The organism is Vreelandella nigrificans, from assembly GCF_002374315.1.
GTDB classification, from domain to species: Bacteria; Pseudomonadota; Gammaproteobacteria; order Pseudomonadales; family Halomonadaceae; genus Vreelandella; species Vreelandella nigrificans.
The window spans coordinates 1-23,336 of the sequence record NZ_NWUX01000036.1; the positions used below are offsets into that span (position 1 = coordinate 1).

Here is a 23,336-nt window from a genome sequence, read left to right on the forward strand (position 1 = left end):
GTCGTGGGGGGGATGGGGGGCGGGCGAACTAGCCTGTGGCGCTGCGGCAAAAAATACGCAGTAAACCAAGCGTAGTGAGTAAGCTACGGATAGCGTCGCCCCGGCCAATACCAACAACGGAATAACGCTTCCCAGGCCACCAAATAATTCACTTGCTAGTGCTTTGGTAAGCAGCATCTCTTTGGACAAGAAACCATTGAATGGTGGGAACCCTGCCATAGCGGCACCAGCCATTAGGGTTAATGTGCCGGTAATAGGCATGAGCGACCATAATCCCCCCAGTCGTCGTATGTCTCGGGTACCCGTTTCATGGTCAATGATGCCAGCACTCATAAACAGAGTCGCTTTGAACAGGGCGTGGTTAAGAATGTGGAACAAGGCCGCAACAATAGCTAGGGGAGTATCTAAGCCAAGCAGTAGTACCACCAACCCCAGATGGCTAACTGTTGAAAAGGCTAAAATACCTTTTAAATCACGTTCTAATAAGGCAAACCAGGCTCCGTAAACGAGAGTTGCCAGGCCCACTAGTGTTAGACTGACCGCCCACAGGGATGTGTCACCTAACGCTGGGTGCAATCGAGCGAGTAGAAAAATACCCGCTTTTACCATGGTGGCAGAGTGCAAGTAGGCCGATACGGGGGTCGGTGCCGCCATAGCGTGGGGCAACCAAAAGTGAAAAGGGAATTGGGCCGACTTCGTAAAGGCAGCCAGTAACACCAATATCATGATGACCGGATAAGTTGATGCCTGACGCAGCTGATCGCCCGCGGCTAGCACGTCAGGCAGTGCGAAACTGCCGACTTCGTGACCAATTAGCAGAATGCCTGCAAGCAGTGCTAAGCCACCGGCGCCGGTGACGGTTAGCGCCATGCGCGCCCCGCGTCGTGCGTCGCTGCGATGCCCCCAAAAACCAATCAGCAAAAAGGAGGCAATGCTAGTGAGTTCCCAAAATAGCCACAGCAGCAGTAAATTGTCGGCCATGACGATGCCAAGCATGGCAGTCATGAACAGCATCATGTAGGAAAAAAAGCGAGCATCATTCTCGCTGCTGGCCAGATAATAGCCTGCGTAAATAATAATCAGGCTTCCGATTCCCAGGATGAGCAGCGCGAACAGTAGGGTTAGGCCGTCAACTCTTAAGGCCAAGTCTAGCCCTAGTAACGGTATCCAGTTCAACTGCTGTGATACAGTGCCGCCGCTAAGCAGTGTGGGTAGGTGGCTTAGTAGTAGGGCGAGGGCAGTAACAGGAACAGCCGTCGTTGCGATAGTGCAGATTAGGCGCCCGCGGGAGGCAGTGAGTAAAGGCACTAAGGTGCCAACCAGGGTTAACAGTGGTATCCATAGCAGCGGCATTGCTAGCGTTCCACACTCTGGGCGGCAGCGGGAGGCTATTTAAAATAGTCTGCGCTGCTGATAAGGGATTAGGGGTTAGTGATAGCCAAAAAGGCGCGTTAAGATACATGGCTGGTAAGCCGCCGGTGCCTGATATAAGGTTTACGGCTTGAAGAATTCTGTTATCTAACACGGTCTTGTCTGCTAACGACGCCAAGTCTACAGAGGCTGCCGCCTAGGCGGTAGGCGACTAACGCCTAACGCACTTTAGTGTTATATCGATCCTGGAGGTGCACTCCAATGGCTTTCAGCAGCGTTAGATAATAGTACGAAGGTATCATGCCGCATGGTTTTCCATACGGGAAAGCAGTTTGTTACTCAGGAGATTTCGCTAGATGCAACTCGCCGTATTAATGGGATTTGTGCTGGCCGCGTCGTCACCATTGCTTAACCGCTGGTTTGGCCATCGGGCAAGCACGGTGCTGGCGCTATACCCAGCCATGATGGCTGCTTGGCTAATCAGCCAGGCTCCTTCTGTACTCAATGACGGCCCGTTGCTACTGGAATGGCAGTGGGTACCCTCGTTAGGCATTAGCCTGACGTTTATGCTTGATGGGCTGTCACTGCTCTTTGGCCTGCTAATAACCGTCATTGGCACCTGTGTGTTGATTTACGCAGGGGGCTATTTAAAAGGGCATGTGGATATTGCGCGTTTCCACATAGCGTTGTTGGCCTTCATGGTTTCAATGCTGGGGCTGGTGCTGGCTGATGGGCTGCTAACTCTGTTTGTGTTTTGGGAGCTCACCAGTATTACTTCCTACCTGCTGATCGGCTTTAACCATACCGATATCGAAGCACGTAAATCCGCCCGTCAGGGACTGTTTGTTACGGTAGCGGGCGGGCTTGCGCTTATGGCCGGTTTAGTGCTGCTTGGTGTAGCTAGTGGCAGTTGGTCACTTGCAGAGATTGGCCAGATGGAGAGTGATCTACGCGAGCATGCTCTCTATACACCGATGTTGATTTGCTTACTGCTCGGCGCATTTACTAAGTCAGCCCAATTTCCATTTCATTTCTGGTTGCCCAACGCCATGGCAGCCCCCACCCCGGTTTCGGCTTATCTACACTCTGCCACCATGGTTAAAGCAGGCATCTACCTGTTGGCACGCTTGCAGCCCGAGTTAGGCGGTACGGCGTTATGGGTGGGGATTCTCTCTGTTGTTGGCGCAACCACTATGTTAACGGGCGCTTTTTTAGCGATCCAACATACCAATATCAAGAAATTATTGGCTTACTCGACCATTATGGCGTTGGGCACCTTAACCATGCTGGTGGGGATTGGCACTGACTATGCAATGACTGCCTTTGTCACTTTCTTGCTTGGCCACTCCATGTATAAAGGTGCGCTCTTTATGGTGGCCGGTATTTTGGATCATGAGACAGGCACCAAAGATGTAACGGCTATGGGTGGGTTACGCCAGCAGATGCCGATAACCGCGGCCATTGCCCTGATAGCGGCGCTTTCACTGGCTGGCGTGCCGCCGCTCTTTGGGTTTATCGGTAAAGAGTTGATGCTTGAGGCTGTGTTCGGTGCTGATGGCTTCAGAGCCTTATTGATACTGTTTGCGTTTGTATCTGCCATCCTGACGATTGCGGTAGCAGCAATTATTGCTCTTAGGCCATTTTATGGTCACCGCCATGAAACGCCAAAGACTCCCCATGAGGCGCCCGTTAGCATGTTGTTAGGGCCAGGCTTACTGGTGGTTGGCTCTCTATCTTTGGGTCTGTTCCCTGCGATGCTGGGGGGGGATGCACTATTAACCGCCGCTGCCACAGCAGTGTCTGGGCAGCCGCTTGCGGTTTCACTCTCGCTTTGGCATGGCATTAATGCCGCGTTAATCACGTCGGTGGTGAGCCTTGGGCTGGGCTTTTTACTGTTTAAGCGCTGGGATAGCGTTCGCGCAAAACTTTCAGTATTGGCACCGGTGATGCGCCATGGGCCTGAGGCTGGTTACGAAAGCTTGATGAATGGGGTTGTACGCTTCTCTGAGTGGCAAACACATTTGCTGCAAAACGGCTACATGCGCAACTATATTCTCGTTATGCTGTTGGTGCTTATTGCATTAATCAGTAACTCAATCCTACTTCGTCATTCGCCTCAGATAGCGTTTGTATTAGATATTCGCTTTCACGAAATCATTGTCGTGGGCACTATGGTGATGGGGGCACTATTTGCGACGATCTCTCGCTCGCGGCTAGGTGCGGTGGTTTCCGTCGGTATTATGGGTTTCTCTATCGCACTGATATTTATCCTCTTTAGCGCTCCTGATCTGGGGATAACTCAGCTGTTAGTGGAGACGCTTACCGTTATCCTGTTGGTGTTGGTGCTCTTCCGTTTACCTCGTTTCTCTAGCCTTTCAACCAGTCTTGAGCGCATTCGTGATGGCGTCGTAGCGGCCATGATGGGGGTGCTGGTTTTCCTATTAATCATGACAGCATGGAGTATTGATCAGTTTGAAACTATTTCAGCTTACATGGTGGAAAACAGCGCACCGCTCGCACACGGCCGCAACATCGTAAATGTCATTCTGGTGGATTACCGTGCGCTTGATACGCTGGGTGAAATGTTTGTACTCGCCCTGGCAGCCATTGGGGTAATCGCCATGCTGAAACTACGCCATGACAATGGCGGTGACAGCAAGGCCAATGATGGCGAAAAAAATAGTATTAAGGAGCCGTACGATGGTTAAGTCAGGCACCATTATTCTCAATACGGCAGCACGCTTTTTAATGCCGTTGCAGTTAATGTTTTCGGTCTTTTTATTGCTGCGTGGGCACGATGAGCCAGGTGGAGGCTTTATTGCAGGGCTAGTGGCCGCAGGCGCGTTCACGCTCTATCTGTTTGCATTTGGTGTAAGCGCCACTAAGGAAGTTCTTCGCATGTTGGACCCCCGCGACTTAATTGGTGTGGGGTTGCTGCTTGGCATGGTATCGGTCGTGCCTGCGTGGTTTATGGGGCAGCCATTTCTAACCGCTCAGTGGTGGACAATTCCCGTTATTGACTTTAAAGCCTCTACCCCACTTATCTTTGATGTGGGTGTGTACCTAGCAGTACTTGGTTCGGTAATGGGTATGGTCATGGCCTTGATGGAGGTGGATAAGGATGAACCTTAAGTTAACAGGAGGCCAAGTATGGAACCGCTAATGGCATTGGCGATTGGGCTACTGTATGCCGCCGCCATTTTTATGATGCTTCGTCGCTCAATTGTAAAGTTGGTGATTGGCTTATTGTTACTCTCTAACGCGGCCAATTTGCTTATTTTTACAACTGCAGGAATGACTCGGGGTGCGCCACCCTTAATACCTGAGGGCATGCTGCAGCCAGTGGGGGAGGTGGCTGACCCGCTGCCCCAGGCTGTTGTACTGACAGCAATCGTTATCGCCTTTGGGGTGCTCGCTTTTGCTGTGGTGTTGATTCGCCGCGCTTATGAAATTGTTAAGGCAGATGATTTGGACAAGATGAAGGATACTGACACGTGAGGCCTGAAGTTGCACTTCCCGTTCTGTTGCCACTGCTGTCTGGAGCAATTTCACTGCTTTTTTGGCGCTCACGCCCCATGCAGCGCTTTATTGCAGTGGCTGGCAACGTAGCGCTTCTGCTGGTTAGCTTATGGCTATTTTTCGCGGTGCTCTCTGACGGCTACGTCACCATGCAAATGGGTAGTTGGCCTGCGCCTTTTGGCATCACGCTGATTGCAGATATGCTTAGCGCAGTCATGATACTGATGACCGGCATTATTGGCCTGGCGATGGGGATTTATTCGCTGGCTTCGACCGGTCGCGGACATGAGAAGTTTGGCTACTATCCCCTGATGCATCTTTTACTAGCAGGGGTGGCAGGCGCATTCTTAACAGGTGATATTTTTAACCTCTACGTTTGGTTTGAAGTGATGCTTGTTGCCTCGTTTGCGCTGCTGATTTTGGGTGGCGAACGGGCACAGATGGAAGGCGCCATTAAGTACGTGACCCTAAACCTTTTGGCATCGGTTATTTTTCTAACCGCCATCGGTTTGCTATACGGCACGGTAGGCACGCTCAATATGGCTGATATTGCGCTGCGCCTGAACGAAGCTGAGCATAGCGGCATGGTAGAAGTGCTGGCCGTGATGTTTATGGTGGCTTTTGGTATTAAAGCAGCCGCTTTCCCGCTGTTTTTCTGGTTACCAGCTTCTTATCACACACCGCCAGTAGCAGTGTCGGCTCTATTTGCTGGTTTGTTAACAAAAGTAGGTGTTTACTCACTGTTCCGTGTGTTTACGCTGATGTTTGATCAAACCATGGGTTACCTTCAAGACATTATGCTCTGGGGGGCTGTGCTCACCATGGTCACAGGGGTGCTAGGTGCCGCCGCGCAGTATGAATTTAGGCGCATCCTCTCTTTTCACATTGTTAGCCAGATCGGCTACATGATCCTTGGGCTTGCGCTTTACACTCCGTTGGCTATTGCCGGTGGTGTGTTTGCCATCGTGCATAACATTGTCGTGAAGACGAACCTATTCTTGATTAGCGGTATTACACACCGCCTGCAGGGAACCTATCAGCTTAAAAAGATGGGTGGGCTATATCGTGAGCGTCCCTGGTTGGCCGTTGCTTTCTTTATTTCCGCATTCTCACTGGCAGGCATTCCTCCACTTTCCGGCTTCTTTGCCAAGTTTGTATTGGTGCGCGCTGGTTTGGAGGCAGAGGCTTATGTAGCGACCGGTATTGCACTAGCAGTAGGCTTTATGACGCTCTACTCAATGGTGAAAATCTGGAACGAAGTATTTTGGAAGGCACTACCAGAAGATAACCATGTGCCTCCATCGCAAACGCCGGTAGGCGATGATGGAAGGCTTTTAAAGCCCAGCCTGTGGATGATGTACCTGCCTGTGATAGTGCTAGCTGTAATGTCGTTGCTGATAGGTGTGTTTGCGGAACCCATTATGCTGGTAATGAACCTTATCGGTGATCAGTTGATGACGCCAACTGACTATATTGAAGCGGTTTTGGGGGCTTCTGCTAGCGCTGAGTCGGCATTAATAACACCCGGCACTCAGGCGGATTTAGTGGGCGAGAGCATGGAGGAGACACCATGACCGGTGCAATTTGGAACCTTCTGCTAGGCTTGGCCTGGGTACTGCTGAGCGGTGATTTTTCGGGCCTAAACCTGTTAGTAGGCATGATCTTTGGCTACATTGCGCTAGTACTTATTGAGCCTCAGGTCGCTTCTCTTAAAGGCTATCCTGTAAGAGTGCCGCGCATTATTGGCTTCTTATGTTTTTTTATCAAAGAACTGATACAAGCCAATCTGCGCGTTGCGTTTGACGTGTTAACGCCTCCCTGGCACATGCAGCCCGGCGTCATTGCAATGCCGCTTTCTGCTCGCACTGAGATGGAAATTACCATGGTGGCCAATCTGATCTCGTTAACGCCAGGAACGCTAAGCCTTGATGTTTCTGATGACCGCAAAGTGCTCTATATCCATGCGATGTTTTTGGATGATGAAGATGAATTACGGCGCAATCTGAAGAATATGGAGCGTCGAGCACTGGAGTTATTTCGTTAATGGATACCGTTATTTTAATTAGCCAAGTCATTATGGGCTTGGCGCTAGTACTCACGTTTGTACGGGTTGTGCGAGGCCCTAGCCTTCCAGATCGCGTTGTAGCGCTAGAGCTATTCTCAACAACCGTTGTTGGCTTGGTCGGGGTTTACGCCATTCAATCTGGTGTGGCGAGCTTTCTTGATGCGGCTATTGTTATTGCCTTAATGGGCTTTCTGGCGGCTATTGGCTTTGCACGATTTTTGGAACGCGGAGGGCCAAGGGATGATTGAGTTTATTAAAGGCACGTTGCTGATAGCGGGGTCGCTCTTCATGCTGTTAGCGGCCATCGGCCTGCTACGTTTGCCGGACCTGTTGACCCGTATGCATGCCACTACCAAGGCAGCAGCGCTTGGGGTGATTTTAATTATGCTGGCGGCGGCCATGCATTTTGCCGAAGTGGGGGTAGTTGCCCGCTCGTTTGCCATCATTGTATTTATTTTGATGACAGCACCGGTAGCAGCTCACGTAATTGGCCGGGCAGCCTACTTTGTTGGCTCACGGCTATGGAGTGGTACAGTTAAGGATGAGTTGCGCCCTAACTATGACCCGTTAACCCATGAGCTGAAAAGCGGTCTTGAAACCCACGAAAATGCCAAACGGCAACCGCGTAATACGGATCCTAGTTAACTAACGAGCAAAGTTGTCACAGCAATTTGTCTAGACACAAGCCACCCGATGAGGTGGCTTTTTTTACGCCTAGAGCTAGTAAGTAGAACAAAATGGTGATGATTTTTCATGTGCAATAGTTGTATTGTGTGGATCTTGGTGTCTATGTTTTGAATTAGTATGCGTATACACATAAAGATGGGGCCATGCACAGTAAGCAAAATTTACCGCAAAAAAAGTGCGCCCACTGCCTGCGCCCGTTTACTTGGCGAAAAAAGTGGACGCGCTGTTGGGATGAGGTTCGCTTTTGCAGCGAGCGCTGCCGGCGAGAGTCTAGGCAGCCCGGCACGCCTAGGAGGTAAGAGCATGAACAGTGCGATTGACATTGTCTGGCTGCAAGACAATCTGCGGATAGCTGATAATCCGTTACTGCAGTTTGATTCTCCACCTGATCAATTGCTGTGTCTCTATGTGTTGGATCAGCGCTGGTTGCAGCCATGCCTGCCCGGAGAACCTGCTCTACGACTGGGGCCAGCTCGGCTACGCTTTCTGTGGCAAAGCTTGATGGAATTACGAGGTGAGCTTCTGCAGCGTGGTAGTGATCTTTTAGTGCGGATCGGCGATCCCGTCGAGGTTGTTGTGCAGCTTGCAGTGTCACTTAACGCTAGGCAAGTCCGTGTGGTAGATCAATCGGGTAGTGAAGAAATACAGCATATTAATGAAGTGGCCCAACAACTGCCTGAGTCCACTTATCTAGACTGTGTCGATAGCGGTTACTTGATTGATGCTGAGGCATTGCCGTTTGAACTCGAGTCATTACCGTCTAGCTTCTCCGCTTTCCGTAGGTGTGTTGAAAAATATTGCCCTATATCTTCCCCCAAACCTGCACCGGTGACTTTACCATCATGGCCTGAGGCGCCACGTGGTTTTCCGCCGCTCAAATCAGTTTGCCAAGAGAGTGATTCTTGGCAGCCTGATGATCGCCAAAGTTTCATATTTGTAGGGGGCGAATCGGCTGCCCAGGATAGGCTGAAGAGCTATTTGTGGCGCCATAATGGTGCTGAGTCCTATAAAAAAACGCGTAATGGCCTGTTGGGCGCAAACTTTTCAACTCGTTTTTCTCCATGGTTGGCGCGAGGGTGCTTATCAGCGCGTCAAGTACACCAGGAAGTAAAGGCATGGGAAGCCGAAAATGGTAACAGTGAGTCGAGCTACTGGATTATTTTTGAATTACTGTGGCGCGACTATTTTCATCGTACTGCTCAGCAAGAGGGCCGCTCACTTTTTGGCTTTAAACAGCTACCTGAGCCAAATGAGGCGTTCAATTTGTGGCGTACTGCTACTACTGGTGTGCCTTTTATCGATGCCGCCATGTTTGAGCTGTATCACACCGGCTGGATCTCTAATCGGGCTCGCCAAAATGTGGCCAGCTTTTTAGTAAAAGATTTACAGGTGGATTGGCGTTTAGGCGCTTATTGGTTTGAACACTGCCTAATTGATTATGATGTTGCTAGTAATTGGGGGAACTGGAGATATATCTCGGGAGTGGGGCGAGACCCACGCCAGGATCGGTATTTTAACGTGCTAAAGCAGGCTGGCCACTATGACCCAAAAGGCCTTTATGTGGCGCACTGGCTACCTATGCTAGAGCTTTTACCCTCTGGTGTAGAGCGCCATCAGCCTTGGCGTGTAGCGCCGTCTCAGTTCTCCCTGCCTTGCGTCATACCTAATGAATGGCAGCATTGGTTAATTGCTCGTACTGAGCTTGAAGAGACCGATGAATAGGTAAGGAGGTAGCTAATGAATTTGCAGCACAGTGATTGTCGCTTAGCCTGGGGGCTTCTCCTTCACGGACTGCAGCTGTTCCGCTTGCGCGGCTAGCGCGTAGCATCAATAGGCCCTAGTATCTGTAGGCTTTCTACGTCATTATCAGACTCACGCTAAGGATTGCTGAGAGATTGTTGCTATGTCTTTGAAAAATAAAGGTTCATTTGGATCGGGTGCAGCGCTTTGTTTATCATTAGTGCTTGCTACAGGGGCAGCTTCGCTATCAAGTGATACTGCTCAGGCGAGTCAGCGGCTAATGACCGAAGTGGATTCGCGAGCTGCCGAGGAGTTTCGCTATGCGAATTTCAATCAATGGTTAAGCGAGTTTCGGCGCTACGCCGCTGCGCAGGGGATTAGTGAAGCAACTCTTGCTTCTGCGTTTGATGGTCTACGTTATCGTGAGCGTGTTATTGAGCTTGACCGCCATCAGCCTGAGTTTGTTCGTCCTATTTGGGGCTACCTGGATACAGCGGTTTCCAACACGCGTATCAATAATGGTCGGGAGAAGCTTGAACAGCACCGCGCTACTGCACTAGAGATGCAGCAACGTTATGGTGTGCCTGCAGAAATCATTGTGGCGATCTGGGGCATTGAAAGTAACTATGGCAGTAACTTTGGCGATTTTTCAACCTTAGAGTCTTTGGCCACCTTAGCTTACGATGGCCGTCGACGTGATTTTGCACGAGGGGAGCTTTTAGCCGCGTTGCGAATTATTGACCAAGGTGATATTGCCGCTGAGCAGATGAAAGGCTCTTGGGCTGGTGCAATGGGGCACACTCAGTTTATACCGAGCAGCTTTGAAGCCTATGCGGTCGATGGTGACAACGATGGTCGTCGCGATATTTGGGGAAGTATTCCAGATGTAATGGCGTCAACAGCCAACTATTTGGCTCGGGCTGGTTGGCAACCAGGCCAGCCTTGGGGGGCTGAGGTTGTGTTGCCAGACTCCTTTGATTACGCGCAAACTGAGCGCCGAAGCAGCGCTGAGTGGGCTTCACAAGGCGTGCGTGCCGTAAGTGGTCAACTGCCCTCGTTCGATAGTGCTGCTGTGATAGTGCCTGCTGGAGCAGAAGGGCCTGCATTTATAGTTGGGGCCAATTTTCGAGCTATTTTGCGTTACAACAATGCCACTAGTTACGCTTTAGCTGTTGCCACTCTAGCTGATGCAATTGCAGGACGTTCTGGTATTACCCAGCCTTGGCCAAGAGATCAGGCACCTTTAACTCGTAATGATGTCAAGATGCTTCAGCAACGTTTGAACAATGCTGGCTACTCGGTCGGTGGTGCTGACGGCATTATGGGGCCTAATACGCGAGCAGGTGTGCGTGCTTTTCAGCGTGATCAAGGCCTGATACCGGATGGCTTTGCGACCCAAGCGTTGCTGGATTTGCTTCGCTAATTTGTTAATTTATCACCAAGGACGAGATGCAATGGGTAAAACGTTTTTAGGCCTAGTGGGGGCGGGCGCTCTAGCAACCACGTTAGCCGTTAGTGTTAATGTAGCGGCCGAAGAGCCTGTCGTATTTGGCTGGGTTGAAAATGCAACTATTGAGCCATGGGGGATTGCTGTTAAAGCTAAATTAGACAGTGGGGCGCTTACCTCGTCGCTAGATGCCCGAGACATTGAACTCTTTGAGAAAGCGGGCGAGGAGTGGGTGCGTTTTCGCCTCAAGCTCGAGGACCAAGGAAGTGGTGAAACCTTTAGTGATCAAATCGAGCGGCCACTCTATCGAGAGCTGGCGGTACGTGGTGCTGGTGGGCGCGATGAGCGCCCAGTCGTGCTGATGGATGTTTGTCTAGGTGATACGATTTATGAGGAGCAGTTCGGCCTGCGTGACCGTGATGAGATGATTTACCCGCTGCTTCTTGGGCGGCGTACTATCAGCCACTTAGGCTTGCTCGATGTGCGTAGTACATTTATGCAGAGTCCAGAGTGCGGAGAGAACGCGGAATACGTCCCCCACGATCCTGAGGACGAGCAGTCCTGAGCATTTGGATATGTACTGCTTAGCGGCGCATTAAAATAGTCGCGATAAAAGCGCTGTAACAGCGGTTTCTACCCGTAAGATGCGAGGGCCAAGATGCATGCCCTCGCAGCCTGCGGTTAGCAGTTGTTCTACTTCCCAGTCGATAAACCCTCCCTCAGGACCGACCAGTAGCAGTGTTTTGTCACTAATCCCCCTGGGGCAGGCATGAGGCATACCTGGGTGGGCCAGTAGGCCACGTCCCTTGGCAAGCAAGGCTGGTAGCTGCTCTTCGATAAAAGGCCTAAATCCTTTACGCAGGTGAACCGTAGGCAAGAGGGTGTCTTTTGCTTGCTCCAAGCCTAAAATAAGGTGTTGGTAGATTTTTTCTGGGCGTAGCTCTGGTGACTGCCAATAGCTTTTCTCAACCCGCTTGGTGTGCAATAGGGTGATCTCTTTTACCCCAAGGGTGGTTACGTGCTCTAAAGTACGGGCCAGCATCCTGGGACGAGGCAGAGCCAGTACCAGATGTACAGGTAGCGGAGGTGGCGGTAGCTCCTCTAGGCTATTTAACGAGAAAACAGCCTGTTCACTGCTTAGCTCAACCAGTTCGGCTTTACCCATGTTGCCGCCTTGGATACCGACACTAAAATTTTCACCTGCACTGGCACGGTGCACTTCGAGTAAGTGTTTGAGGCGGCGTGTGTCGGTAATCCGGGCGTAGTGGTCGGCCCCTATGTCATCAGGGGAAAGTAAAATTAGGTTCATGTGGTCGTCTATTGGTCAAAAGAGAGGCTCGCTTAACGCTACGAATCAGTTAAGCTGGCTTGCATGAGCGTGTGTTGCAGGCACAATATCAGCAACGGCGACAAAAGCCTCTATCGCGTTTAAGGAGATACGCAGTGCGCGTAATTCGCAAGTATGCCAACCGCAGATTATACGATACTCAACAAAGCCGTTATGTAACGCTTGAGGATTTACGACGTTTAATTATCGAAGAAGAGCCTTTTCGCGTCGAGGATGCTAAAAGTGGCGAAGACTTAACGCGCACGATTCTGCTGTCGATCATCATCGAGCAAGAGCAAGCAGATAACGAGGCAGAGGTGTTTTCCAATGACCTACTGGCCCAGTTAATTCGTGTTTACGATATGTCATCGCCTCTACCTTTAGCGAGGTACCTTGAGCAAGGTACTCAGCTAATGCTAGAGCAACAGAAGCGTATGCAAACCCAGTGGAAGCAGGCCATGCGCCACTCTCCTATAGAGTTTATGCGCGAGCTGGCAGAAGAGAATATGCGTTTTTGGCAGAATGCGCTAAATCAATCGCCCCACGCGGACGATGATGAGAGTGAGGATAAAAAAAGCTGATGTTGTTGGCCACTAAGCCACTACTTGTCGATACCGCCTAGATATCAGGCTTCTAATTACTCATCAATCCACTTGGGGCAGCGTTGTGGCATAATGTGCGCCATAAGCGCTCTCCCGTTTAAGAAGGATGAACATGAAAGTTTTGATGATAGGTGGCGGTGGCCGTGAACATGCACTGGCATGGAAATTGGCACAATCAAACGATGTTGAGCAGGTGTTTGTTGCTCCCGGTAATGCGGGAACGGCAACGGAACCCGCACTTACTAATATTGATATTGCTGCTACTGATTTGGTCGGTTTAGTCGCGTTTGCCCAGCGCGAACAAGTTGGTTTAACCGTAGTGGGACCTGAGGCCCCTTTGGTTGAGGGGGTTGTTGACCGCTTTAAAGCTGCGGGCTTGACAATTTTCGGTCCGACTCAAAAAGCAGCTCAGCTGGAAGGCTCAAAATCGTTCACTAAAGACTTCTTGGCCCGCCATAAGATTCCCACGGCCGACTATCAAACCTTTACCGCAGTAGAGCCAGCGTTAGCTTACTTGGCGGAAGTGGGCGCGCCGATCGTGATAAAAGCGGATGGCTTGGCCGCCGGTAAAGGCGTGATTGTTGCGATGAGCGAGGCCGAAGCAGAAGTGGCAATTCGCGATATGCTTGAAGCTAACGCCTTTGGTGATGCTGGTGCTCGGGTCGTCATTGAGGAGTTTCTTGAGGGCGAAGAGGCAAGCTTTATCGTCATGGTGGATGGGGAAAACGTGGTTCCCATGGCCACCAGTCAAGATCACAAACGCGCCTATGATGGCGATACTGGCCCGAATACCGGAGGCATGGGAGCCTACTCCCCGGCGCCAGTGGTTACCCCTGAGGTAGATGCACGTATCATGGAGCAAGTTATTCTGCCCACAGTACGAGGCATGGCGGAAGAGGGGAATGCATATACGGGCTTTCTGTATGCCGGTCTTATGATTGATTCTGCAGGCAATCCTAAAGTGATCGAGTACAACTGCCGTTTTGGTGACCCTGAAACTCAGCCTATCATGCTACGCTTGACCTCCGATTTTGCGGCGCTTTGCTTAGCTGGCGCGAACGGAGAGCTGGCTGGCAAGCAGTGCGAGTGGGATAGCCGAGCGGCGGTAGGCGTTGTGATGGCGGCGGGTGGTTACCCCGGTAGCTACCGTAAAGGCGATGTTATTCATGGCTTAGTTGATGCTGAAGAAGCGCAGTGTAAAGTTTTCCATGCGGGAACTACACAAACAGCTCAAGGCGATATCGCTACAGCAGGGGGGCGGGTGCTGTGTGTAACTGCACTAGGTAAAAGTGTTTCAGAAGCACAGCGGCAAGCCTACCAAGGAGTCGATGCGATTCGCTGGGAGGGCGTTGAGTACCGTCGCGATATCGCATTTCGTGCGATTGCCCGGGAAGAGTAAAAACTACAACCCCTTTTTCACTGCATCTTCTCACCTATAAGGAGCCATTATGGAGCGTGTTACGCTGGACTTTCCTGCGGCAGCAGTTATTCATCGCCATCCCTTAACGGTGCGAGTAACTGATATGAACTATAGTTGGCATCTAGGGCATGACGCCCTGGTGTCGCTGCTTCATGAGGCTAGGGTTCACGCTTTTGCAACGCTTGGTATACCTGAATGGGATATGCAAAGTTACCCCAGTATAGTAGTAGACCTCGCGGTACAGTACCAACATGAGGCTCGCTGGCCCGATGCACTGGTAATTGAAACTGCAGTACCTGAACCAGGCGGTAAAGCGCTTACGATATACCAGCGCATTCGCAACCCAGAGGCGGACAAAGTAGTGGCGACCGCCAGAGTTAACCAGTTGCTACTGGACCTTTCCACTGGACGGCCGGTTGATGTGCCCGAGAAGGTCAGACAGGCCCTGGCGCAAGCGAGGGGTATCTAATGTCTCGGGAGTACCCAATCATTGGGATAACTGGCTCTTCAGGCGCTGGTACCACGACGGTTAGGCGCAGCTTTGAGCGTATGTTCCTTCGTGAAGATGTGCATGCTGCAATGGTGGATGGTGATGCTTTCCACCGTTATACCCGTGATGATTTGCAACGCATGTTTCGTGAAGAGCCGGAGCGTAAAGATGAGCTTTCTCACTTTGCTGTAGAGGCTAATCTGCTGGATCGGTTGGAAGGGCTGTTTATTGAATATGGTGAACACGGAACGGGGACTTTTCGTCACTATATTCATGCAGAAGATAAGCAGAAAATTGAGGCAGGCTACCGTATTGGCACCTTTACCGAGTGGCAGTCGTTACCCTGTGGCACTGACCTGCTTTTTTATGAGGGACTACATGGTGGGCTAGTGACCCATGAGTATGATATTGCTCGCCATGTTGATCTGTTGGTAGGCGTCGCGCCGACAATGAATCTGGAGTGGATCCAGAAAATTGACCGCGACACTAAGCTGCGTGGATACTCTCAAGAAGCGGTCATTGATACTATTTTGGGCCGTATGGATGACTACGTGCGCTATATCCAGCCTCAATTTTCCCGTACGCATATTAATTTTCAGCGCGTACCTACAGTGGATACTTCGAACCCTTTCGAAGTGCAGGATATTCCTACTGATGCCGAATCGTTCGTTGTGATTCGGTTCAGAGACCCGTCAACAGTAGACTTCCCCTGGTTATTAGCGATGATTAAAGACGCCTTTATGACGCGTCCGCACACGTTAGTCGTTCCAGGTGCGCGTATGTCACTCGCGATGGAGTTAATCTTAGCGCCACTGGTACGCCATTTGCTTGCCCAGCGACGTTTTCGCTAGCCTGCTACTCTTTCGATCATACAACTATTTTGACAACTGTTTTGCTCTCTACACTCTCTTACAACAATGAAGGAGGCCGCTATGGAGTGCCTGTTCTGTAAAATTATTAACCGCGAAATTCCCGCTGATATCGTCTTTGAGGATGAATACGTCCTCGCCTTTAACGACATAAACCCTCAAGCACCTACTCATCAGTTGATTATCCCTAAAAAGCATATAGCTACGCTCAACGATATTCAGTCCGAAGATTTGGCTATCATAGGCCGCCTGCAATATACCGCGGCGTATTTGGCTAAGCAGCAAGGGTTCGCGGATGACGGCTATCGTGTTGTCATGAACTGCAACGAAATGGGTGGCCAAACGGTTTACCATATTCATATGCATTTAATGGGTGGGCGTCAGTTTACCTGGCCAGCGGGCTAAAATTATCAACACACGCCTACACACTGCTTAACGGAGTAAGCGCTATGCTGGATCGTCAGATGAGTCGCTCAGATCGTCTAATTACTCATATGGATAATGCCTTACGCACGTTGGTGTCTAATGCAGTTATTACGCGACGAGTTGATCCTTCTGCCGCAGTGGCAGAAATGGCGTTTGACGATGTTGAAAGGCGTCATGTGGCTGGTGTCGTGCGATCGGCACACCTTGCTACGGTAAGCGTGCAGGGGTTCTGTCAAGGACAAATGGCGCTTATCAAATTACCTGCATCGCGGCGACAAGTTGAGCCTTCGCAACAGGAAACAATCGACCACCTTGCCTGGTGTAACCAGCGGCTTGTCCAGCTCAATAGCCGCACTAGCTATTTTATGCCTGCCTGTTATGGCGTCTCGCTGGGCTTGGGCTTAACAGCCGGTGCCATAAGCGATCGTTTTGGTTTGGGAGTGGCCGCGGTAACAAAAGAGCTCATTAGCCAACAGTTAAATGAGCAATCGACTCAGTTACCTGAAGGTGATCAGCGCACCCGAACTCTTTTTCGGCAGATGGCCGCGGACAACCGGCATCATGCGCAACTTTCTGTGGAAGCCAGTGGTACTCGCTTTCCTGCGCCGGTCAAATGGGGGATTCGCATTTTTACAGGTGGCATCTTGAAAGTGGCTTACTACACTTAGCTTTTGGTTTGCGTCGTTTCTTGACGGATGGCGTGTTATAGCCAACCATCAATAGAGTCAAAGCGGCAGTAAAAGAAAGGTGTCGGCAAGGTAGGCAAGTAGGGGCCGCGGGAGTGCCAGCTAGGTGCTTCTACATCAGCTCGGTTGAAAGGACCAATGTCGGCTATAGCATAAACGTCACCATGGAAAAGGAGTAAGACGATGCTAGGTAATGCAATGCTATTTTTGATTATCGCCATTGTTGCGGGGGTATTGGGTTTCTCGGGTATTGCCGGGGTTGCTTCAACCATTGCGCAGGTCTTGTTCGCGATCTTTCTCATTCTGTTTTTGGTGTCGTTATTCACCGGTCGTCGCCGCTGAAGCAACCAAAGATTAATGAAAAAAGCCCCTGATAAGGGGCTTTTTACTACGCAGGTATTTTTGCTTGCTACAGACGAGAAAGGGCGTTTTAAGCGTCAATCCGCTTATATTTCATGCGCTTCGGAGTGTCGTTGCCAACCCGCTTTTTATGATCTTCTTCATATTCTGTATAGTTGCCATCGAAGAAGACCACCTCTGAATCCCCTTCAAATGCCAGAATGTGCGTGGCAATGCGATCCAGGAACCAGCGGTCATGTGAAATCACCATTGCGCAGCCAGGGAAGGCCAGCAAGGCTTCTTCAAGAGCGCGTAGGGTCTCAATGTCCAGGTCATTAGAAGGCTCATCCAGCAGCAATACGTTAGCGCCTTGCTTTAACGTTTGTGCAAGCTGAAGGCGACCGCGTTCGCCGCCTGAAAGCTCATCTAAACGCTTCTGCTGGTCGTTACCCTTAAAGTTGAAACGGCCAACGTAAGCACGAGAAGAGACTTCATAGCCATTAATATTGAGAATGTCTTGACCATCTGATACCGCCTCCCAAACGGTCTGCTTGTCGTCTAACGCATCGCGAAGCTGCTCCACGTAAGCGATATTGACTGTTTCGCCGATAACGACTTCGCCTGCGTCGGGCTGCTCTTTGCCAGTGATTAGCTTGAAGAGAGTTGACTTACCTGCCCCGTTGCCGCCAACGATACCAACGATGGCCCCTTGAGGAATGGTAAACGAAAGGTCTTGGTAGAGGAGTTTTTCATCAAAACGTTTGGCCACGTTATGAAACTCAATAACCTTATCGCCCAGGCGTGGACCAGGCGGAATATAGATTTCATTGGTCTCATTACGCTTCTGGAAATCGCCAGATTGCATTTCTTCAAAACGGTTAAGGCGAGCCTTGCTTTTTGCCTGGCGTCCTTTAGCGTTACTGCGTACCCACTCAAGTTCTTGCTTAATCGCTTTTTGGCGAGTGGCTTCCTGCTTGGCTTCCTGGGAGAGGCGCTGATCTTTCTGCTCAAGCCACTGAGAATAGTTGCCTTCGAAGGGGATGCCTTGGCCACGATCCAGCTCTAAAATCCAGCCCGCGACATTATCAAGGAAATAACGGTCGTGGGTAATGGCAACTACAGTGCCGTTGTAGTCATGCAGGAAGCGTTCGAGCCACGCTACCGACTCTGCATCCAAGTGGTTGGTAGGCTCGTCGAGCAGCAGCATGTCTGGGCTGGAAAGTAGCAATCGGCAGAGGGCTACACGACGACGCTCACCACCCGACAAGTTGCCTACCTTAGCGTCCCAGGGGGGAAGACGCAGCGCTTCGGCAGCGACTTCAAGTTTACGCTCAAGGTTGTGAGCATCAGCAGCTTCGATGATGTTTTCGAGGCGTGCTTGCTCGCTTGCTAGGGCATCGAAGTCAGCATCAGGCTCAGCGTAAGCAGCGTACACTGCGTCCAGCTTCTCTTGAGCTTCTTTAATCGCGCCTAAAGCCTCTTCGACGGTATCGCGAACACTCTTTTCGTCGTCAAGCTGTGGCTCCTGGGGGAGGTAGCCTACATTGATGCCTGGCATCGGACGAGCTTCACCTTCAAACTCTTTATCGACACCGGCCATGATACGTAGCAGTGTGGACTTACCTGCACCGTTCAAGCCGAGAACACCAATCTTGGCGCCCGGGAAGAACGACAGTGAAATGTCCTTGAGAATTTGCTTTTTGGGCGGCACAACTTTGCCAACCCGGTTCATGGTGAATACGTATTGCGCCATGGAAATCCGTTTGGTTGATGGAAAAAAAGAGGCTCAGCAGCGTGCTGGCTTAAAACGTAGAGCTTAAAACGTAGATGATAGTGCTCAGCGCAAACAAAGACCAGAATAGCAGCTTAAAAGGCGCTATTCTGGATTCTTGGTGCAGCGGTATTTTTAAAGAAGCTATCGATTAAAAAAGCTGCCGAGCTAGTGAAACTATCTAGGAAGCGAGCTTCCTCAGATTTAAATAACGTTTAACTAGCAGTAGGGTGGGGCAATTAAGCCCAAAGCGAGAGCTTGTTGAAGTTTTGAGCTTTGTATCGACTTACTCTTCTTCTTCATCCCAATCGTCTTCAATAGCACGCTGTAGTCTACGTTCTTCAAGCCATGCTTCTACCTGACGGCGAGCACGTAGCGTATCTGCTTTGCTGGGTTTGCTTTTGCCATAATGGTCATCGTTGACGGCATCTAAGTTATCAAACTCATCAGTATCAAGCGCATCGGCGGTGTAGGTTTCACGATTTAAGGGGTCACGGCTCATGGTATGCCCTCCAACCCAAGCCGGCACGCCGGCATAACAGTGGCTTCCTGTCTAATACCTTGCTAGCCAATACATTGTTAGCACGATGATTGGTCAAGAAGCTCCCAGCACGTCAGTGTTTCGTGAGTGCTTAGCCGCTATATAACGTCGCCTGGGTTGAAATGCAAGTTAATATTTTTGATTTGTGTAAGTTTAATCTACTCAGCATGCTTCCGTTGCTGTAGATCGGCAAGTGCCAGTTGGGCTTCGACGCGCTCTGTCACGTCTTTCTGAACGCCGATGTAATACATCAAATTATCTGCTTCGTCATAGACGGGCGTGATCGATAGCTCATTCCAAAACATCGTGCCGTCTTTACGGTAGTTGCGCAGCACTTCCCGCGAAGGACGGCCCTCTTTCAATGCTTCCCTGATCGATACAAGGGCGTCTTGATCGCGGTCTTCGTTTTGTAAAAAACGGCAGTCGCGATAAAGGATTTCATCGGCACTATAGCCGGTCAACCGCTCAAACCCTTTGTTAACATAGATAAGTATATGTTCGTCGCCTTCTTGCTCTGCAACGACAATGCCATCTTCTGAAGCGTCAACAATGCGTTCGAGTAGCTCCGGGCTAATTAAGGGAGATCGTTTCATCAATAGGTTCCTGTTGCTGCTCTCATTCTTCCCTAGCCATGGCGTTGTCTAGCAACGTAGGCTCTCTTTATGGTTATGCAGGCTTTAATGGTTGTGCAGACTTTATGGTTATGCAGGACTATGCGGCATTTCAAATCACCAAACAATTCCACATTACCAAATAAAGGTAGAGTAGCAAAAACGGCTAACTACCGCTGCCTATCTCATCATCATGGCGGCCGTTGTCATGCATTGCAATCCACTATGGCGATCAGTTAGGTCTATCTCATAGGGCTGTTTGTTAGGGCTCTCTTGGAAGGCTGTTTCTGAGGACTGCCCATAAAAGCTATTTTCTAGCAGCCTGCTGGCTCCCGTTATAACCAATGAGGGAGAAGTGGGGTAGTTATGGTGCTGTGTTCTTCTCTTTTCAGACGCTCATGCCAGCGAAGTTGAGATGCGCAATGTTGGGCCATGCTGGTTCCTTGGCTGTTGCTAATATAAGGTGACAGAATACTGCTAGGAAGCCTTAATAACATGCATAGGGGGACGGGGATGTCTCGCATCCATATTCGTTATTGTACGCAATGCCAGTGGCTGCTGCGTAGTGCTTGGTACGCTCAAGAACTACTCTCAACGTTTGGCGAACGCTTGTCTGAAGTAGCACTTTCACCCTCCCATGGGGGGACATTTGAAATATGGTGTGATGGTGAGTTGCTATGGGAGCGTAAACGCGACGGTGGGTTTCCAGATATTAAATCCCTTAAGCAACAGGTCCGAGATCATATCGAACCAAACCTCAATCTAGGGCATCTTGACCGATGAGTCAGGACCGCCAAGCAATTTTATACGGGCTAGGAGCCGTTGCCTTGTGGTCCACTGTTGCCACTGCCTTCAAAGTTGCCCTGAGCTGGATGAGCCCATTAGAGCTGATGTGGTTGGCGGCATTGATATCTTGGATGCTGATGGGGGCGTTAGTGATAAAGCAAGGCAATCTAATGTGGGCGCTACGTAGTGGCTGGAAGACTGCAGCTTGGGCGGGGATGATGAATCCTGTTGCCTATTATCTAGTGCTTTTCGCTGCTTATGATCGATTGCCTGGGCAAGAAGCAATGGCGCTGAACTATACGTGGGCGCTGGCGATGGCATTCTTGGCTGTACCTATATTAGGTCAGCGCTTAACGCGATTAGATGTGTTGGCTGGTTTGGTGGCTTATTCTGGTGTTTGGGTGATTGCGACGCGAGGACGTGTCATAAACGTCGCGTTTGAAGACCCTTTAGGTGTAGCGTTGGCGCTAACGTCGACACTACTTTGGGCTCTCTATTGGTTACTCAATGTAAAGGATGCACGCCAGCCCTTAATCGCACAGTGGCAAAATTTTAGCGTTGGGTTGCCCGTACTAACGATCTTACTGTTGTTAGGACCTGGCTTTAAGTGGCATGGATGGCCTGCCATTGGAGCGGGTGTATACGTTGGTCTCTTTGAAATGGGAGTCGCTTTCATACTTTGGCAAATGGCGGTGCAAAAAGTCTCCCGCACAGCCAAAGTGTCTAACCTTATTTTCCTATCTCCTCCTGTTTCATTGCTGCTGCTTTATTTTGTGGTGGGTGAGCCACTGTTAGTGTCAACACTGGTAGGTTTAGTGTTGATTCTATTCGGACTTGCGCTTCAACAGCTTCCAGCCCGTCGAATAGTTAAAATCGAATAGGAATGTTTTTTTAAGCATTTTATTGTAAAGTTTTGTGACTTTTGGTTTCATGGTGCCCTGGTAGCGCTAATGCAATTAAATTAGGCTAGTTTGAAGGTGCTAATGCTTATTTCTGAGGCGCTTTGGTTGGGTGCTGATGATATGCGCTTGAGTTGGGAAAAAGTGCCGATGAGCAGTAATGGCGAGCTGGCAGTATAAGGTACTGAAAAAGCATGCTGTTTCTCGTTAAGAGCAGGAAACGTTCACTGGGGATCATGGCTATGAAAGGCAACGTTACAATGAAATTGAAAAACTTATTTTCACATCGCGCTTTCCGGCCTTTAACGGTCACTACACTGGCACTGTTTCCGCTTTCTGCGATGGCACAGTCGCTGCCGGCAAGTTTGTACGCTCCAGGTACCACTGATCTATCAAGCACTATTCAACAAACCATCATCACAAATCCTCAAGTCAATGCTGCGTGGTCGAATTTTAGCGCCTCAGGTAGCGACGTCAGAGGCGCCAGAGGCAACTATTTGCCGACAATTGATGTAACTGCAGGTGTTGGTCGGCAAGACCAGCAAAATGATGGGCGCGGTAGCTACAGCTCAGACTTTGCAGAATTAACACTTAACCAGATGGTATTTGATGGCTTTGCTACACGTAGCGAAGTTGAGCGCTTAAGCCGTGCTAGATTGATTGCATACTTTGAGCTGCTTGGTGCAAGTGAAGAGATCACTCTTGAAGCTTTCCGGGCGTATGTCGATGTGCTCCGTCATCGAGAGTTAGTTCGCTTGGCTCAGGATAACTATCGAGAACACCAGCGTGTCTTTCGGCAAATTGAAGAGCGAACTCTCTCCGGCGCTGGTCGGGGCGTTGATTTAGAACAGATAAGCGGTAGGCTGGCGCTTGCTGAATCCAACCTGATGTCTGAGGCCTCCAACCTTCATGATGTGACAGCTCGTTTTCAGCGCATCGTTGGAACGTTGCCAGCACAAAATATGCTGCCAGCCCCTTCGCTGGCTAATGACTTACCAGGAGATGTAAGTCAAGCGATAGAAATGGCTTTTCAGGGCAATCCTGAGTTCCATGCAGCTATTGAGAATATCGCTGTGAAACGGGCTGAACTTGAGGGGGCGCGGTCAGCCTATATGCCGCGTTTAGACATCCAAGGTCGCACAGGAACCAATAACCAAAGCGATTCGGTTTCGGGCCGACGGGATGAGCACAGCATCCAACTGGTAGCCAGCATGAATCTGTACCGTGGTGGTTCCGATCAAGCTGCATTTAATGCGGCGACTACACGTATTGAGCAGGCTGAAAATCAGCGAGAAACAGCTTGTACAAATGTTAGACAGACCACGCAAATTGCCTACAATGATACTCAGCGTTTAAGTGAGCAGCTGAATTATCTCAATGAGCACCGCCAATCGATTGACCGAGTGCGGGGAGCCTATCAGCAGCAGTTTGATATTGGGCAACGCACTTTGTTGGATGTTCTAGACAGTGAGAATGAGTTTTTTGAGGCCAGTCGCGCCTACTCCAATGCACAGTTCGATTTGACCTTGGCGCAGGCACGCACCCTTGCAGCGATGGGCAAATTAATGCAAACGCTGCAAGTAACACGGGATGATATCCCGACCCTTAGCGAGCTTGGTTACGAGGATATGGCAGAAAATATAAGAATGGCGTGTGCTGTGGATGGTCCACGTGGTTTTACACTGGATGATTTCACTCGTGGCATCTCTGCGCTTCCTAGTGAGGCCCGTTAATCAATAT

General features: G+C 50.2%; 26 protein-coding genes. 21 read left to right on the top strand and 5 right to left on the bottom strand.

All coding sequences use genetic code 11. The annotated features are described in order from the left end of the window. Positions 1–1,353 (bottom strand): proton-conducting transporter transmembrane domain-containing protein (locus CPA45_RS21595; protein WP_279628833.1); only part of this gene is annotated, 1,353 nt, incomplete at its 3' end. A gap of 374 nt (positions 1,354–1,727) precedes the next feature. Here CPA45_RS21595 and CPA45_RS21600 point away from each other — a divergent pair. From CPA45_RS21600 to rloA3, 11 genes are all read left to right on the top strand, one after another. Then, positions 1,728–4,079 (top strand): putative monovalent cation/H+ antiporter subunit A, encoded by a 2,352-nt coding sequence (locus CPA45_RS21600; protein WP_096655218.1) that lies wholly within the window; start codon positions 1,728–1,730, stop codon positions 4,077–4,079. Then, the gene (locus CPA45_RS21605; protein ID WP_096655220.1) at positions 4,072–4,503 is read left to right on the top strand and encodes a Na+/H+ antiporter subunit B; all 432 of its coding nucleotides are present in this window, start codon (positions 4,072–4,074) and stop codon (positions 4,501–4,503) included. The genes CPA45_RS21600 and CPA45_RS21605 overlap by 8 nt, the downstream gene beginning before the upstream one ends. An 18-nt stretch (positions 4,504–4,521) precedes the next feature. Then, positions 4,522–4,869, top strand: coding sequence for a Na+/H+ antiporter subunit C (locus tag CPA45_RS21610; protein ID WP_078088227.1), 348 nt, complete (start codon positions 4,522–4,524; stop codon positions 4,867–4,869). Further along, positions 4,866–6,464: a Na+/H+ antiporter subunit D gene (locus CPA45_RS21615; RefSeq protein ID WP_096655222.1), complete on the top strand. Its 1,599-nt coding sequence runs from the start codon at positions 4,866–4,868 to the stop codon at positions 6,462–6,464. Before CPA45_RS21610 ends, CPA45_RS21615 begins: the two co-directional genes overlap by 4 nt. Continuing rightward, entirely contained in the window at positions 6,461–6,934 is a 474-nt protein-coding gene (locus CPA45_RS21620; RefSeq protein ID WP_096655224.1) for a Na+/H+ antiporter subunit E, read from the top strand. The genes CPA45_RS21615 and CPA45_RS21620 overlap by 4 nt, the downstream gene beginning before the upstream one ends. Continuing rightward, entirely contained in the window at positions 6,934–7,203 is a 270-nt protein-coding gene (locus CPA45_RS21625) for an MrpF/PhaF family protein (RefSeq protein ID WP_078088224.1), read from the top strand. The genes CPA45_RS21620 and CPA45_RS21625 overlap by 1 nt, the downstream gene beginning before the upstream one ends. Further along, on the top strand, positions 7,196–7,600 hold the full coding sequence (gene mnhG / locus CPA45_RS21630) for a monovalent cation/H(+) antiporter subunit G (protein WP_096655226.1): 405 nt from the start codon (positions 7,196–7,198) through the stop codon (positions 7,598–7,600). The genes CPA45_RS21625 and mnhG overlap by 8 nt, the downstream gene beginning before the upstream one ends. 185 nt (positions 7,601–7,785) lie before the next feature. Continuing rightward, the gene (locus CPA45_RS21635; RefSeq protein ID WP_096655228.1) at positions 7,786–7,941 is read left to right on the top strand and encodes a DUF2256 domain-containing protein; all 156 of its coding nucleotides are present in this window, start codon (positions 7,786–7,788) and stop codon (positions 7,939–7,941) included. A 4-nt stretch (positions 7,942–7,945) separates the two neighbouring features. Beyond that, positions 7,946–9,364 carry a DASH family cryptochrome gene (locus CPA45_RS21640; protein WP_096655230.1) on the top strand — a complete coding sequence of 473 codons (1,419 nt, stop codon included), beginning with the start codon at positions 7,946–7,948 and terminating at the stop codon, positions 9,362–9,364. A 181-nt stretch (positions 9,365–9,545) separates the two neighbouring features. After that, on the top strand, positions 9,546–10,805 hold the full coding sequence (locus CPA45_RS21645) for a lytic murein transglycosylase (protein ID WP_096655232.1): 1,260 nt from the start codon (positions 9,546–9,548) through the stop codon (positions 10,803–10,805). 31 nt (positions 10,806–10,836) lie between these two features. Next, on the top strand, positions 10,837–11,394 hold the full coding sequence (gene rloA3, locus CPA45_RS21650; RefSeq protein WP_096655234.1) for a retropepsin-like aspartic peptidase RloA3: 558 nt from the start codon (positions 10,837–10,839) through the stop codon (positions 11,392–11,394). A gap of 30 nt (positions 11,395–11,424) precedes the next feature. Here rloA3 and CPA45_RS21655 read toward each other — a convergent pair whose 3' ends face one another. Next, a complete protein-coding gene (locus CPA45_RS21655; RefSeq protein ID WP_096655236.1) occupies positions 11,425–12,138 on the bottom strand; it encodes a 16S rRNA (uracil(1498)-N(3))-methyltransferase in 714 nt (237 codons plus the stop codon). Positions 12,139–12,272: 134 nt separating this feature from the next. Here CPA45_RS21655 and phaR point away from each other — a divergent pair, with 134 nt between their 5' ends. From phaR to CPA45_RS21690, 7 genes are all read left to right on the top strand, one after another. Next, positions 12,273–12,737 carry a polyhydroxyalkanoate synthesis repressor PhaR gene (gene phaR / locus CPA45_RS21660; protein ID WP_096655238.1) on the top strand — a complete coding sequence of 155 codons (465 nt, stop codon included), beginning with the start codon at positions 12,273–12,275 and terminating at the stop codon, positions 12,735–12,737. Positions 12,738–12,870: 133 nt separating this feature from the next. Next, entirely contained in the window at positions 12,871–14,157 is a 1,287-nt protein-coding gene (gene purD / locus CPA45_RS21665; RefSeq protein WP_096655240.1) for a phosphoribosylamine--glycine ligase, read from the top strand. A 49-nt stretch (positions 14,158–14,206) separates the two neighbouring features. Then, complete coding sequence (locus tag CPA45_RS21670) at positions 14,207–14,647, top strand: acyl-CoA thioesterase (protein WP_096655242.1); 441 nt, start codon at positions 14,207–14,209, stop codon at positions 14,645–14,647. Beyond that, on the top strand, positions 14,647–15,519 hold the full coding sequence (locus CPA45_RS21675; protein WP_078088216.1) for a phosphoribulokinase: 873 nt from the start codon (positions 14,647–14,649) through the stop codon (positions 15,517–15,519). Before CPA45_RS21670 ends, CPA45_RS21675 begins: the two co-directional genes overlap by 1 nt. 81 nt (positions 15,520–15,600) lie before the next feature. After that, a complete protein-coding gene (locus CPA45_RS21680; protein WP_096655245.1) occupies positions 15,601–15,942 on the top strand; it encodes a histidine triad nucleotide-binding protein in 342 nt (113 codons plus the stop codon). A 44-nt stretch (positions 15,943–15,986) separates the two neighbouring features. Beyond that, positions 15,987–16,631 (top strand): 3-demethoxyubiquinol 3-hydroxylase, encoded by a 645-nt coding sequence (locus CPA45_RS21685; protein ID WP_244287677.1) that lies wholly within the window; start codon positions 15,987–15,989, stop codon positions 16,629–16,631. A 201-nt stretch (positions 16,632–16,832) separates the two neighbouring features. Further along, complete coding sequence (locus CPA45_RS21690) at positions 16,833–16,991, top strand: DUF1328 domain-containing protein (RefSeq protein WP_096655248.1); 159 nt, start codon at positions 16,833–16,835, stop codon at positions 16,989–16,991. 88 nt (positions 16,992–17,079) lie between these two features. Here CPA45_RS21690 and ettA read toward each other — a convergent pair whose 3' ends face one another. From ettA to CPA45_RS21705, 3 genes are all read right to left on the bottom strand, one after another. Further along, a complete protein-coding gene (ettA, locus tag CPA45_RS21695) occupies positions 17,080–18,741 on the bottom strand; it encodes an energy-dependent translational throttle protein EttA (RefSeq protein WP_096655251.1) in 1,662 nt (553 codons plus the stop codon). 304 nt (positions 18,742–19,045) lie between these two features. Continuing rightward, positions 19,046–19,261 carry a PA3496 family putative envelope integrity protein gene (locus CPA45_RS21700; protein WP_096655253.1) on the bottom strand — a complete coding sequence of 72 codons (216 nt, stop codon included), beginning with the start codon at positions 19,259–19,261 and terminating at the stop codon, positions 19,046–19,048. A gap of 197 nt (positions 19,262–19,458) precedes the next feature. Continuing rightward, entirely contained in the window at positions 19,459–19,893 is a 435-nt protein-coding gene (locus CPA45_RS21705) for a PAS domain S-box protein (protein ID WP_096655255.1), read from the bottom strand. A 531-nt stretch (positions 19,894–20,424) separates the two neighbouring features. On the opposite strand from CPA45_RS21705, the gene CPA45_RS21710 reads away from it, so the two are divergent. The 3 genes from CPA45_RS21710 (at position 20,425) to CPA45_RS21720 (ending at position 23,329) form a co-directional block, all read left to right on the top strand. Continuing rightward, positions 20,425–20,694 carry an Rdx family protein gene (locus tag CPA45_RS21710; RefSeq protein ID WP_096655257.1) on the top strand — a complete coding sequence of 90 codons (270 nt, stop codon included), beginning with the start codon at positions 20,425–20,427 and terminating at the stop codon, positions 20,692–20,694. Continuing rightward, a complete protein-coding gene (locus CPA45_RS21715) occupies positions 20,691–21,578 on the top strand; it encodes a DMT family transporter (protein ID WP_096655260.1) in 888 nt (295 codons plus the stop codon). The genes CPA45_RS21710 and CPA45_RS21715 overlap by 4 nt, the downstream gene beginning before the upstream one ends. Before the next feature lie 278 nt (positions 21,579–21,856). Beyond that, positions 21,857–23,329, top strand: a complete 1,473-nt coding sequence (locus tag CPA45_RS21720) for a TolC family outer membrane protein (protein WP_244287678.1) — start codon at positions 21,857–21,859, stop codon at positions 23,327–23,329. Positions 23,330–23,336: the final 7 nt, after the last annotated feature.